Source organism: Comamonas sp. NyZ500 (assembly GCF_016772095.1).
In the GTDB taxonomy this organism is placed as follows: domain Bacteria; phylum Pseudomonadota; class Gammaproteobacteria; order Burkholderiales; family Burkholderiaceae_C; genus Comamonas; species Comamonas thiooxydans.
Map to the genome: position 1 here is coordinate 1 of NZ_JAEIJE010000012.1, position 12,353 is coordinate 12,353.

Genomic DNA, 12,353 nt, shown 5'->3' on the forward strand with positions numbered 1-12,353 from the left:
GGTCTACCCAGACCACCCCCGCGCCAGTGCTAGCTTTGCGTACCGTCACTTATTGCACTGAAAACGAGGAGACCCCGCCTCCGAGGGAAAGCCCTACGAGCTATCCCCGCCGCGCACAGCTTGGCGCCCCTCGATGCAGCCGGAGCCTACGGATGGGCCGCCGCTGCGAGCTGGCTTTCAGCCTCGCTCATCAGCACTGCCGTGCTGCATTCGAGCGCGCCGGCGATCTTGAAGATGATCGCCAGCGTGGGCATGTGCTCGCCGCGCTCGACCTTGCCCATGTGCGAGCGCTCGACGCCAGCCAGGTGCGCCAGCGATTCCTGCGCAATGCCGCGCTCCGTCCGCAACGCGCGCACCGCCGCGCCGAAGGCTTGCGCCAACTCGGCATCGTAGGTGGTGGCGCCGGCCGGTCGGCCGCGCTGAATGGGTCGCTTCTGCATAGACAGAAGCGTCAAGTCGCAGCACAATTAAAACCACGTTATCTTTAACTCTTTCAGTGAAACCTCACTGTTTTGCGTTTTTACGGGAATCCGCATTTGTGCCTCTGCGGATTTCCACAAAGGCGCATAGCCACGGAATCACAATCGTGCTTTTTCCCAAATCCGCCGATGCGGCTTTGCGTTTTCACGCTTGGGCGGATTTGTGAATTGGGAATAGATCGCCATGAACTCACTCATCACCGAGGACGAGCGCCAACGCCTGCTGACCCACGGCCAGGCACGTGCTGACGGTCAGGCCGGCGACCCGCTGCCCGTGGTGCGCCTGTTCACACCGGACGCACACCTCACCTGGCTGCTCGCTTCGCTCGACCCGGCCGACGGCGATACGGCCTACGGCCTGATCGACCTGGGCCTGGGGATGCCTGAGCTGGGCACCGTGAAGCTGTCCGATCTGGCATCCATCGTCGGGCCGCGCAAGCAGCCTGTGATGCGGGATCGGTATTTCCAGGCGGCGCGGCCCCTGTCGGAATATGTCCGGCTGGCCCAGGAGAACGGCGGCATTGTCGATTAAGCCAATCGCGTTCCGGCGCAGCCGGACGTATTGAGACTATTTCCGTCGGAATTCGGATTTGTCCGGTCTCAATTCGCACTCTTGCACCAAAACAGGGCCTTTGAGACGGAAACGGCCACGATCTTTGGCGCGAGTTACGGCACCTTGATTTGTGCCGCGTGACTTTTTTGGACTGCGCGGCCGTCGTATTCGGACGCATTGCGCAATACCCCGGAGCCAATCGGTCTTGACACTTGATGTACAGCTTAAACAGGTTCGGATGATGTTTTGATGTGGATGCGGTGGCTCCGTTCTTGAACGCCCGTGACGACGTTCCTGCTGTTCGACGGGAGCTTGAGTCATGGTCAATCCTCACCATATCGCGCATTGGTATCCGACCGCCGCGTACCTCTACATCTTGTGCCTGGACACGCTCGCACTGGCCTGGGAGTACCTGCGCCGCCACCCCGATTACCGGCTCGACTGGCAGCGCCACCAGCGCCGACCGCAAGCGGCGCAACAGGCGGCGCTTCGCTGGGGCTTGCGTCTGCTGGAAGACCCGGCCCTGGATGCGCGCGACGCGCATCCGGCCTGGCTGCCCGGCCACGATGCCGTGGTGCAACTCCATCCCGATGCCGATCCGCCGCCCGATGCGGCGGCCTTCGCGTTCTGGCACATCCCCGGTCACAAGCAACTGCTGCACGACGGTAAAGGGCTGGCGCTGATCGCGCACAACCCCGGCCATTGCGCGCGCTTCGCGCTGGCGCCCGGCCTGGAAGATGGCATGGCGGTCGCCTATGCCAATCGCGGAGGTGGCGGCGGCGCTGCCGCACCTGCGCCTACGCGCAGCGCGACGCTGGCCGCGGCCAGGCCCCGGCCTACACCGGCCGCGATGCTGGAGTTGCACACCCTGCAGGCGCTCGACGCGACCCTGGCGGGTGCGTCCTTGCGCGACGTGGCCGAAGGGCTGTTCGGTGCCGATGCCGTGGCGGCGGACTGGCACGCCGACGGCGACCTGCGCGCCCGCGTGCGCCGCCTGGTGCGGCGCGGCGATGCACTGATGCGCGGCGGTTATCGCCGGCTAGCACAACTGCCGCCGCTTGAGAAGGGACGTTTTGATGGGGACGCAAAACGTCCCTGAGCAGCGGAGCTTCGTTTTCTGAGACTGCCTCCATCCGGTTGCGCTGTGTGGCCGGAGCTTTGAAAGCTATGGAGGTTCACACCATGCGTCCCGCTCCCTTGCGGCCTGCCGCCACTGTCCCGACCGCTGCCGCACAACCGCAGCGTTACCTCACCAACGACGAAGCCGCCGAGTACCTGCGCCTGTCGCCGCGCACGCTGGAGAAGCAGCGCGTGATCGGCGGTGGCCCGCGCTTTCGCAAGTTCGGCCGGCGCGTCATGTACGCCGTGGCCGACCTCGACGCCTGGGCCGCCGACCGCAGCTTCGAGACGACTTCCGATCCTGAGTACGCCGAACAGCACTCGGCGGACAGCCGTGCGCGCTGATCGCTGGCACGCGCCAGGCCACCGCCATGCCCAGCCCCGCGCTGCCGTCCCGGCAGCGGCCCTCGCAAGAACGCGAACAGCTCGACCTGTTCCGTGCCTTGCCGGGCGACATGGCGCCGCGCGACAGCCAGGACTTGATGGCCTTTCCGTTCTTCTCGCTGGCGAAGTCGCGGCGCACGGCGCCCATCGACTTCCGGGCGGGCAACGTCACGATCCGCGTGGAAGGCACACAGGAGCACGGCATCGCCACGATCTGGGACGCGGACGTGCTGATCTGGGCTGCTTCGCAGATCGTGGAGGCGCGCGACGCAGGCTTACGCCCGTCGCGGCTGATGCAGGCCACGCCCTACGAGATCCTGCGCTTCATCGGGCGCGGTACGTCGCTGCGCGACTACCAGCGCCTCAAAGCCGCGTTGGATCGGCTGCAATCCACGACCGTGGCCACGTCGATCCGCGAGACAACCGGGCGACGCCTGCATCGGTTTTCGTGGATCAACGAGTGGAAGGAACTGGCCGATGCCAAGGGCACGCCCTTGGGGCTGGAGCTGATCCTGCCGGATTGGTTCTTTGGTGGGGTGATGGATGCCGCTCTGGTGCTGACCATCGACCCGGCGTATTTCCGGCTGACGGGCGGCATCGAACGGTGGCTGTACCGCCTGGTGCGCAAGCACGGCGGGCGGCAGGAAGGCGGCTGGCAATTCGATTTCCGGCACCTGTACCGGAAATCGGGCAGCGTCACGCGCTTCTCGGACTTTGCCTACGACCTGCGCGCGCTCGTCGCGCGGCAGTCGCTGCCCGGCTATGTCCTGAGCATCGAGCGGATGCCGGGCGATGGAGTCGAGTTGCTGATGTTTCGGCCCGTGCCGTTCACGGCACGGGGATAACTTCGGGAAAAGCGGTGGACGGGCTCGTGCTATCAGGAGTACGGGGTATCGTGCTATCGGGAGTACGACTATCGTGCTATCAGGAGTACGGATCGTCCGCAAAGCCAATAACGGCGCGGGTTTCGACCTCCCTTAACTTACCTAACTTAAATTCTCTAACTTGTAGTAGGGAAACGCCGTCGCGGTGGACAACCGCTGCGCGGCCACAAACGCAGCAGACAAAGCCTGCTCTTCCAGCATGGAGGGCCAGGCCATGATCGTCGCGCTGCTCAACCAGAAAGGCGGCGTGGGCAAGACCACGCTCGCCACCCATATCGCCGGCGAGCTGGCGATGCGCGGCCAGCATGTCGTGCTGCTGGACGCCGACCCGCAGGGTTCTTCACTGGACTGGACGCAACGACGCAGCCAGCAAGGCTTGCCTCGGCTGTTCAGCGCCGTGGGCCTCGCACGCGAAACGCTGCATCAGGAAGCGCCAGAACTCGCCAGGCGGGCCGATCACGTCGTCATCGACGGCCCGCCGCGCATCGCCGCCCTCGCGCGCTCCGCGCTACTCGCGGCCGAGCGCGTGCTGATCCCGGTGCAGCCCAGCCCCTACGACCTGTGGGCCAGTGCCGAGATGGTCGCACTGATCCGTGAGGCCCAAGTGTTCCGGCCTGCGCTGCGCGCGGCCTTCGTCATCAACCGGCGCGTCAGCACCACCGTGATCGGGCGCGAAGCGCGCCAGGCGCTCGCCGACCAGCCGCTTCCTGCGCTGCGCGCGGAAGTGCATCAGCGCATCGTGTTCGCCGACAGCGTGGCCGCTGGCCGCCTTTCACGCGAGACGGCGCCGGGCAGCGCCGCCGCCCGCGAAATCACCGCCCTAGTGGACGAATTGCTGCGGTGGACGACATGACAGCGAAGCCGCCACCCAACAGCAAACGCACGGCAAAGCGCGTCGGCATCGGCGCGCGTCCGCCTGCGAATCCGCACGCTGAAGCGTGGATTCGCCAGGGCGACGCCGATGCGTTGGGCAAGGGCGACCTCTACACGGCTCGCCTCACTCTCGACATCACGCCCGCCATGCGGGCGCGCATCAAGGTATCGGCCTTCACGCAAGGCGTGACCGTGGCCGACCTGCTGCGCGGCCTGCTAGAGCGAGAGTTTCCCGAGAACCGCAGGGAGAACACACCATGACCGCATCCGTTTCGCCTGCCGCTGTCGCGGCCACGGCTGCACTGGCTGCGCCTATCGGCCAGCCTGCCAGTGCGCCGATGACGCGCGTGGCGCTCGCCTACATCGACCAGCGTTTCGACCTCTATCTGCGCTTCGGCGAGCCGTCGCGCATCCTTCGCCTCGACCACTGGCGGCGATGCGCGTTGTTCCTGCCCGGCGCGATGCTTTGCCGCATCCGCTGGCAGGCCAACGCCTACGGCACGATCCGCTGGCAACTCATGGTGATGCAGACTTGCACGCCGCTGGCCGGCGCGCAGCGCATCCCCGGCGTGCAGCCGGGCGCGCGCCTGCTGCTACACGCCGAAGGCGACGCCAACGTGCGCGCCGTGCTGGAACGCATCGACGGCGTCGAGGCGCTGGGCATCGCGCCCGCAGACGCCTCCCCCGCGTACTGGCGCACGCTGGGCAATCGGCTCGCTGCGCGCTTGCCGCTGCCGGACTACAGCGCCGAGCGGCACGCCGCCTGGCTAGCCGGGAGGGCGCTGCCATGACCGCCGCTTCCACCATCGGCACTGCGCCGCGTTCTCGCGCGCGCCTCGTCCTGGCGGGCTTGTCCGCCTGCGGCCTCGCTGCGCTGGCCTGGGCGTCCTTCGTGCATCCGCTGCCGCGCCTGATCTACAACCCGTCCGACAGCGTTCCCATGGGTTGGTATCGCGTCGATCCGCTGAACCATCGGCCCGGCTCGCTGCCACGTCCCTTGTCCGTGGGCAGCATCGTCTTGGCCTCGCTGCCGCCAGATGCCGCAGCGCTGGCCGCGCAACGCCGCTACCTGCCGGCGGGCGTGCCGCTGCTCAAGCGCGTGGGCGCGATCGCGCCGCAGGAGGTGTGCATCGCTGGCGGCATCGTCCGCATCGACGGCGTGCCTTCGGCCGCCGTGCTGCGCGCCGACCGCTGGGGCCGGCCGCTGCCATCCTGGCAGCAGTGCCGCCGCCTCGAACCGGGCGAGTTGCTCCTGTTGAGCGTGACCAATCCGGCATCGTTCGATGGCCGGTATTTCGGGCCGGTGCGCACGTCCGCCGTGATCGGCATCGCGCACCCGGTCTGGCTGGAGAAGCGTCCATGATGGCTGCCGATGAGATGCACGTCGCCGTGCATCTCATCGTGCCATCGGGCATGTCGATCCGGTGGCTTTCTTCGTGCCGTCGCGCATGTCGTGCGAGCGCCGATCCTGCGTATCGGGCGCCGCACTTCGCGCTGCCTTCCCGTGTGCAGGCGTCTTGCCTCGAACGCGCCCGGCCTGTGGCCGTCGCCGCGTTCGCCGGCGTGCTGGCTGCTCGCGCAGCAGCGCCGCCGGGCCGCCGCTGCCCGGAGCGCCAGCGAGGGGCAAAGGCGGAAGGCAAGACAAAAGGACGCGGCACCGGGCCGCGTCGAAAGCCAGTCTGCACGTGGGGTTGGCGCAGCACGGCGCGGCTTTGCCGCCGTGCCGCTTGTGGCGCGAGGCCCGCGCCAATACGGGCATGTCCGCGTGCTTCGCACGATCAGACACGCCAGAGCTTGCAGGGAGAACGACCATGACTGACCGCCGCGATGACGATTTCCGCGTGCGCCCCAGCGCCCCGAAGAACCGGGGCAAGGGCCAAGGCCAGAGCTTCGTTTCCAAGGTGCTCAAGCAGGCAGGCAAGGCCAGCAGCGGCAAGTCCACGATGCGCCGTCCTGGCGCGACGGGTGGCACGGGCCAGCGGCCCGGCTCGCGACTGGGGCGCGGCTACACAGCGGCGCGCTTCGCCGGGGCGAAGCTGACGCCCATGTCTCGGCGCGTGACCATCAAGACGCTGTTGGTGAATCACCAGCGGGCCAGCCCGCAGTCGCTCGCCAAGCACCTGCACTACATCGAGCGCGACGGCGTGGGCCGCGACGGCGAGCCGGGCCAAGCCTACGGGCCGCAGACCGACGTGGCCGACCTCGACGCCTTCAAGGAACGCTGCGCCGACGACCGGCACCATTTCCGCTTCATCCTCTCGCCCGAGGATGGCGCGGAGCTGGAAGACCTGCGTACCTACACGCGACATCTCATGGGCCGCATGGAGGCCGACCTGGGCACGGACCTCGATTGGGTGGCGGTCAACCACTGGAACACCGACAACCCGCACACGCACATCGTCGTGCGCGGGCGCGACGACACGGGCAAAGACCTCATCATCGCGGGCGACTACATTGCCGATGGCTTCCGCCATCGCGCCGCCGAACTGGCGACCGAATGGCTGGGGCCGCGCACCGAGCTGGAGATCCAGCAGACCTTGCAGCACGAGGTAGAGCAAGAGCGGTGGACGAGCCTGGATCGCACCTTGAAGCGCGAGGCCGGCGACGATGGCCTGGTGCATGTCGAACGGCTCAACGAACCCCGCCTGCAACGCCAGCGCCTGCTGCTGATCGGCCGCCTGCAACGCTTGCAGCGCCTGGGCCTGGCCGACGAGACGCAGCCCGGCACCTGGGCCGTGCATGCCGATGCGGAAAAGACCCTGCGCGCCCTGGGCGAGCGCGGCGACATCATCCGCACCATGCAGCGGGCCATGCGCGGCGAGCCGCGCGAGCTGGCGGTGTTCGAGCCAGGGCAGGACGCGGATGGAAGTGGCCGCAGCATCCTCGGGCGCGTGGCCGCGAAAGGACTGGCCGACGAACTGCGTGATCGGGGCTATCTGGTCATCGACGGCGTGGACGGCAAGGCGCACTACGTCGCGCTCAACGCCCACGACGAGCTGGCGAATTACCCGACCGGCGCCGTGGTGGAGGTCAAGGGATCGGCCGACGTGCGCGCGGCCGACAAGAACATCGCCGCGCTGGCGAGCGATGGCCTGTACCGCACCGACCATCACCTCGCCATCGCGCAGGGCCAGGCCGTGCCCGGCCGCGACCCGCAGGAGGTCGTGGCGGCCCACGTCCGCAGGCTGGAAGCCCTGCGCCGGGCGGGCATCGTGGAGCGGGTGGCCGAGGGGCTATGGAAGGTGCCGGGCGACCTGCCCGAGCAGGGCCGCCGCTACGACGCGCAACGCCTGGGCGGCGTAGCCGTGGAGCTGAAATCGCACCTGCCCATCGAGCGGCAGGCCCGCGTGATCGGGGCCACCTGGCTCGACCAGCAGTTGATCGGCGGCGGCTCCGGCCTGGGCGACCTGGGCTTTGGCGGTGAGGCCAAGCAGGCGATGCAGCAGCGCGCCGACTTCCTGGCCGAACAGGGGCTGGCCGAGCGGCGCGGGCAGCGCGTGATCCTGGCGCGCAACCTGCTGGGCACGCTGCGCAACCGGGAACTGGCGCAGTCCGCCAAGGACATTGCCGCCGACACCGGCCTGGAGCATCGACCCGTGGCCGACGGGCAGCGCGTGGCCGGCATCTACCGGCGCAGCGTCATGCTTGCCAGCGGGCGCTACGCGATGCTGGATGACGGCATGGGATTTAGCCTCGTGCCGTGGCGGCCGGTGATCGAGCAGCGCTTGGGGCAGCAAATCGCCGCAACGGTGCGCGGCGGGCAGGTGTCCTGGAGGTGGGGACGGCAACTCGGCCCAACAATTTAGCGGATCAACCGAATCGTTTTTCCAGTTCGGCGCCTCTTATAGGAAAAATGGGAGCAGTCGGTGCCTCCATCCAATCCGGGATCAACGATCCCCAACCTTGAGGAGCTTGTAACCATGTCTTGTTACGTTCGTTCGATGGTGGCTGGATTTGTCGCCACTGTAGCGCTGTCGCTGCTGATGCTGATGAAGGGCGCCATGGGCTTGATGCCCGAATTGAATCCAATCGCCATGCTCACGGAGATGGCGCACGCAAAAATGGGTATGCCGGCTTCGCCCATGGTCGGATGGGTGGCGCACTTCATGATTGGCACCGTCGTGTGGGGCATCCTGTTCCAACTGCTGTATGGCAGGCTGCCAGGGCGCAGTGCGCTGCTCAAGGGAATGTCGTTTTCCTTGCTAGCTTGGCTCATGATGATGATCGGTCCGATGCCAATGGCCGACGCAGGCCTGTTCGGGATGAACCTGGGGATGATGGCGCCGATGATGACCCTGATGATGCACCTCATTTGGGGCGCAGTGCTGGGCTACACCTATGGTCGGCTCAATGCCAATTCGTGCGCTGTTCGGACTGCAACTTCTTAATGAGCAGAAATTGCCATATTGAGGATACGAAAATGATGAAGGACACAGAGGCTACGGCGGAACGCGAGATTCCGCCGGATAACAGTACGCTCTACGTCGGGTTGGGCCTTGGACTGGGTAGCTATGTGACAGCCACCAGCGTTTTAGCAGGCTTTGTCTGCCCGGTTTGCGTTGTAGCAGCTCCCGCTTTGCTTGCGACAGGTGTTTATCAGAAAATTAGGAATCGTAGCCGAAGACCCGAGAATCGGAGCGAAATACAAATAAAGGCTCGCTGAATTAACCAATCATCGAGTCAGCACAGGAGATCAGCATGGGCACCCCTGTTGGCGACCGCAACAATTTAATCATGGCGGCACAGACTGGAGACGCGGCCGCCCTTTCCCGTCTGCTGGCAGTGTGCCAAGCCGATGCACGCCGCTATGCGTACAAGCACTGCCATGCGAGCGACGTTGATGATGCGGTTCAAGAATCACTACTCATCATTTCTCGCAAGGTCAGCGGGCTAAAAGCGGCTGCGGCCTTTTCATCGTGGCTGTTCACGGTCATCAAGCACGAATGCCGCAAGCTCGCGCGGATGATGTTCAAGCACGAGCCACTGCCTGATGAAGTAGCCGAGGAGCTGCTGCTTCATCGTCCCGACGATGAATTGAGAATCGATCTTGCCAATGCCCTGGAGTCGTTGCCTGCCCATTACCTCGAAGTGGTACTTCTGCGCGACTTCGAGGAATTGACCATTGCCGAGATCGCTGCTCAGTTGGGTGAGCAGCCCGGCGCGATCAAGAGTCGGCTCCATCGTGCCCGCGAGCTAGTGCGCGAATACATGCTCAGTTCAGAACCATCCTCGGGGCACGGACACCGCACACCGACGAAATAGCCAAGCTGAGTCCTCGTCCGGGCCGCCTCGCCAAGCGAGGCGGCAATTTCTTGCGCATTGTCATGGATAACCCTCAATTGCTAGGCCCAGGCCAGTGATTGAGGTTTTTTTGCTTTCTACCGAACCGTTTTGCACGGCGGTCGCCTCTTAGGAAATGAGGCTGGCGATTGCTGGCCGATTACCCGCAGCTCACTCGGCTGCTTCTTTCCTATCAGGAGATCACAATGTCAAACCGTATGTTGTCCGCCGCCGTCGCCACGGCGTTTGTCGCAGCCTTCGCCGCCCCCGCCTTTTCGCAGGGCATGAGCCAGGCCGACATGCAGAAGAAGATGCAGGAGAACCAAGCCAAGAGCATGGAGATGATGAAGACCGGCAAGTTCGACAAGTGCTATGGCGTTGCCCTGAAGGGGCAGAACGACTGCTTCGCCGGCGCCGGCACAAGTTGCGCGGGTACCAGCACCGCCGACTACCAGGGGAACGCCTGGAAGCTGGTCGCCAAGGGCACCTGCACCACGATCTCGACGCCCAACGGGCACGGCAGTCTCAGCGCCAAGTCCTGACGCGAGCATTCACCTTGGTGGGCGGTGGCCTGTCGCCCCGCCCGCCAGCTTGTGACAACGAGGATCAACATGGGCATTCACCAAACTGCGCACGCCGCCGGGCGGGGAATCCCTGCGCGAGCCGGCGTAGGCCTTAAGGCCGACCACTACCGAACCATCATCGAAACGCGGCCGGATATGGGCTTCTTTGAAGTTCATGCGGAAAACTACATGGGCGCTGGCGGCCCGCCCCATCGCTACCTGACGGCCATCCGAGAACACTATCCCCTGTCGTTGCACGGCGTGGGCCTGTCCATCGGTGCCGACAGGCCACTCGACCAAGCGCATTTGCTGCGTCTCAAGGCGCTGAACGAGCGGTACGAACCCGGCCTGCTTTCCGAACACCTGGCATGGTCTTCACATGGCACCAGCTACCTCGATGATCTGTTGCCGGTGCCGTACACCGACGACACGCTGAACCGCATCTGCGAGCACATCGACCAGGTGCAAACAGCTATGGCCCGGCAAATGCTGCTGGAGAACCCCGCGACCTACATCTGGTTCAAGGAGAGCACATGGCGCGAGACGGATTTCATCAGGGAGATCACCCGGAGAACCGGGTGCGGTCTGCTGCTGGACGTGAACAACGTCCACGTGGCGAGCACGAATCAGCAATGGGACGCGCGCGCCTACATCAACGATTTCCCCCTCGACCATGTGCAGCAAATCCACTTGGCCGGCCACTCCCTTCAGACGGACGAGAAGGGACGCCCTTTGCTGATCGACTCACACGACCAAAGAGTGGATGAGCGGGTGTGGAACCTCTTTAGGCAGGTCATCCAATGCATCGGGCCAGTCCCTACGCTGATCGAGTGGGATTCCAACATTCCCGCATGGCCCGAGCTGCAAACAGAGGCCGTGATGGCCGATGTGCTGATGGGCATGTCCAACGTACAGGAGCGACGCCATGGCACGCTTGGCTGAACGCCTGGAGGAATTCGCCTCGGCGCTGCTCGACCCGGAACGCGCGGTGCCCGAGGGGCTGGTCGGCCCCGACGGCGAGCCGAGCGCACGGCGCTTTGCCGTCTATCGGAACAATGTGTTCGTTGGCCTGACGGACGCGCTGCGCGCGGGCTTTCCCTGCGTCGTCAAGCTGGTGGGCGACGAATTCTTCGCGGCGATGGCCCGCGTCTTCGCGGCCGCCACGCCGCCCAGCTCGCCGGTGCTGCTGCACTACGGCGCCGAGTTCCCGGACTTCATCGCGTCCTTTCCACCCGCGGAACCCTTACCCTATCTCGCCGACGTGGCCCGCATCGAGCGCGCCGCGACCGAGGCGTACCACGCGCACGAGGCAGAACCCTTGGCGCCCAGCGTGCTTGCAGGAGTACCGCCTGACCAAGCTTCCATGCTGCGGTTTCGGCTCCACCCTTCCGTGCGCCTGGTGCGTTCGCCATTCCCAGCCTTCACCATCTGGAGGATGAACACCTCGGATGGCACGCCAGCACCCGTTGACCTCTCCGAAGCGCAGGACACGATGGTGCTACGCCCCGACGCCGAGGTGGACGTGCGCAAGATACTTCCCGCGAGCCATGACTTCGTAGCCGCGCTCGGCCAGGGCCTGACGCTATCGCAGGCCATGGAAACGGCCCTCGCCACCGACGGCGATTTTGACCTGTCGGAGAACTTGCGGGAATTGATCCAGATGGGCGCCTTTGTCGGCTTCGCGTTGGAAGCCGGGGAGAACGATCATGAGTAACTTCCAAGTGCCGAAAGGTTGGCCCGGAATACTTGGCGCGGCGAACTGTGCATTGCACTGGCTGGCAAAGATCGCCGGCATGGCCGCGCCGCTGTTCCTTCGGGTGGCGCTGGCCTTGCCCTTCTTCAAGTCGGGCCTCACCAAATGGGACGGTCTCCTGTCGCTGTCGCCAGCGGCGAGTTTTCTGTTTGAAGATGAATTCAAGCTGCACATCCTGGGGAAGGTCTATGACCTGCCTGCGCCGGACGTACTCGCCTTCGCCAGTGGATCGGCCGAGATCATCTTTCCGATCCTGCTGATTCTCGGACTTGGCACGCGCATGAGTGCCCTGGGCTTGCTCGGCATGACGGCGGTGATCCAGCTCATCGTGCCGGACGGGTGGGCGAACTTTCATTTGCCCTGGGCGACGATGGCGATTGCCCTGATCGCTATCGGGCCGGGCCGGCTTTCACTCGACCATGGGATTCGCGGCTTCTTGGAGCATTGCGAGGCTTCGGCCTGACA

Annotated in this window: 16 protein-coding genes; 15 read left to right on the top strand and 1 reads right to left on the bottom strand. The window is 65.3% G+C overall.

From position 1 onward, the window contains the following. Positions 1-146: 146 nt before the first annotated feature. On the bottom strand, positions 147-440 hold the full coding sequence (locus JAO85_RS17050; protein ID WP_019726279.1) for a helix-turn-helix domain-containing protein: 294 nt from the start codon (positions 438-440) through the stop codon (positions 147-149). A gap of 223 nt (positions 441-663) precedes the next feature. On the opposite strand from JAO85_RS17050, the gene JAO85_RS17055 reads away from it, so the two are divergent. From JAO85_RS17055 to JAO85_RS17125, 15 genes are all read left to right on the top strand, one after another. Continuing rightward, the gene (locus JAO85_RS17055) at positions 664-1,011 is read left to right on the top strand and encodes a DUF2958 domain-containing protein (protein ID WP_019726280.1); all 348 of its coding nucleotides are present in this window, start codon (positions 664-666) and stop codon (positions 1,009-1,011) included. A gap of 340 nt (positions 1,012-1,351) precedes the next feature. Further along, complete coding sequence (locus tag JAO85_RS17060) at positions 1,352-2,131, top strand: DUF2285 domain-containing protein (RefSeq protein WP_019726283.1); 780 nt, start codon at positions 1,352-1,354, stop codon at positions 2,129-2,131. 83 nt (positions 2,132-2,214) lie between these two features. Beyond that, complete coding sequence (locus JAO85_RS17065) at positions 2,215-2,496, top strand: AlpA family transcriptional regulator (protein ID WP_019726284.1); 282 nt, start codon at positions 2,215-2,217, stop codon at positions 2,494-2,496. 26 nt (positions 2,497-2,522) lie between these two features. Then, the gene (locus JAO85_RS17070) at positions 2,523-3,380 is read left to right on the top strand and encodes a replication initiator protein A (protein WP_019726285.1); all 858 of its coding nucleotides are present in this window, start codon (positions 2,523-2,525) and stop codon (positions 3,378-3,380) included. Positions 3,381-3,633: 253 nt separating this feature from the next. Then, the gene (gene parA, locus JAO85_RS17075) at positions 3,634-4,272 is read left to right on the top strand and encodes a ParA family partition ATPase (RefSeq protein WP_019726286.1); all 639 of its coding nucleotides are present in this window, start codon (positions 3,634-3,636) and stop codon (positions 4,270-4,272) included. Beyond that, positions 4,269-4,553 carry a hypothetical protein gene (locus JAO85_RS17080; RefSeq protein WP_025981540.1) on the top strand — a complete coding sequence of 95 codons (285 nt, stop codon included), beginning with the start codon at positions 4,269-4,271 and terminating at the stop codon, positions 4,551-4,553. The genes parA and JAO85_RS17080 overlap by 4 nt, the downstream gene beginning before the upstream one ends. After that, positions 4,550-5,083, top strand: coding sequence for a DUF2840 domain-containing protein (locus tag JAO85_RS17085; RefSeq protein ID WP_025981541.1), 534 nt, complete (start codon positions 4,550-4,552; stop codon positions 5,081-5,083). Before JAO85_RS17080 ends, JAO85_RS17085 begins: the two co-directional genes overlap by 4 nt. Continuing rightward, positions 5,080-5,655 carry a S26 family signal peptidase gene (locus JAO85_RS17090; RefSeq protein WP_019726289.1) on the top strand — a complete coding sequence of 192 codons (576 nt, stop codon included), beginning with the start codon at positions 5,080-5,082 and terminating at the stop codon, positions 5,653-5,655. The genes JAO85_RS17085 and JAO85_RS17090 overlap by 4 nt, the downstream gene beginning before the upstream one ends. A 448-nt stretch (positions 5,656-6,103) precedes the next feature. After that, positions 6,104-8,098, top strand: a complete 1,995-nt coding sequence (locus tag JAO85_RS17095) for a relaxase/mobilization nuclease and DUF3363 domain-containing protein (RefSeq protein ID WP_034112315.1) — start codon at positions 6,104-6,106, stop codon at positions 8,096-8,098. A gap of 114 nt (positions 8,099-8,212) precedes the next feature. Continuing rightward, positions 8,213-8,680, top strand: coding sequence for a DUF6789 family protein (locus JAO85_RS17100; RefSeq protein ID WP_034112313.1), 468 nt, complete (start codon positions 8,213-8,215; stop codon positions 8,678-8,680). Positions 8,681-8,990: 310 nt separating this feature from the next. Beyond that, positions 8,991-9,554: an RNA polymerase sigma factor gene (locus JAO85_RS17105; RefSeq protein ID WP_034112311.1), complete on the top strand. Its 564-nt coding sequence runs from the start codon at positions 8,991-8,993 to the stop codon at positions 9,552-9,554. A 224-nt stretch (positions 9,555-9,778) separates the two neighbouring features. Continuing rightward, on the top strand, positions 9,779-10,114 hold the full coding sequence (locus JAO85_RS17110) for a DUF2282 domain-containing protein (protein WP_034112309.1): 336 nt from the start codon (positions 9,779-9,781) through the stop codon (positions 10,112-10,114). 69 nt (positions 10,115-10,183) lie between these two features. After that, complete coding sequence (locus JAO85_RS17115) at positions 10,184-11,077, top strand: DUF692 domain-containing protein (protein WP_052229529.1); 894 nt, start codon at positions 10,184-10,186, stop codon at positions 11,075-11,077. After that, positions 11,061-11,849 carry a DUF2063 domain-containing protein gene (locus JAO85_RS17120; RefSeq protein ID WP_034112307.1) on the top strand — a complete coding sequence of 263 codons (789 nt, stop codon included), beginning with the start codon at positions 11,061-11,063 and terminating at the stop codon, positions 11,847-11,849. Before JAO85_RS17115 ends, JAO85_RS17120 begins: the two co-directional genes overlap by 17 nt. Continuing rightward, complete coding sequence (locus tag JAO85_RS17125) at positions 11,842-12,351, top strand: DoxX family protein (RefSeq protein WP_052229528.1); 510 nt, start codon at positions 11,842-11,844, stop codon at positions 12,349-12,351. The genes JAO85_RS17120 and JAO85_RS17125 overlap by 8 nt, the downstream gene beginning before the upstream one ends. Positions 12,352-12,353: the final 2 nt, after the last annotated feature.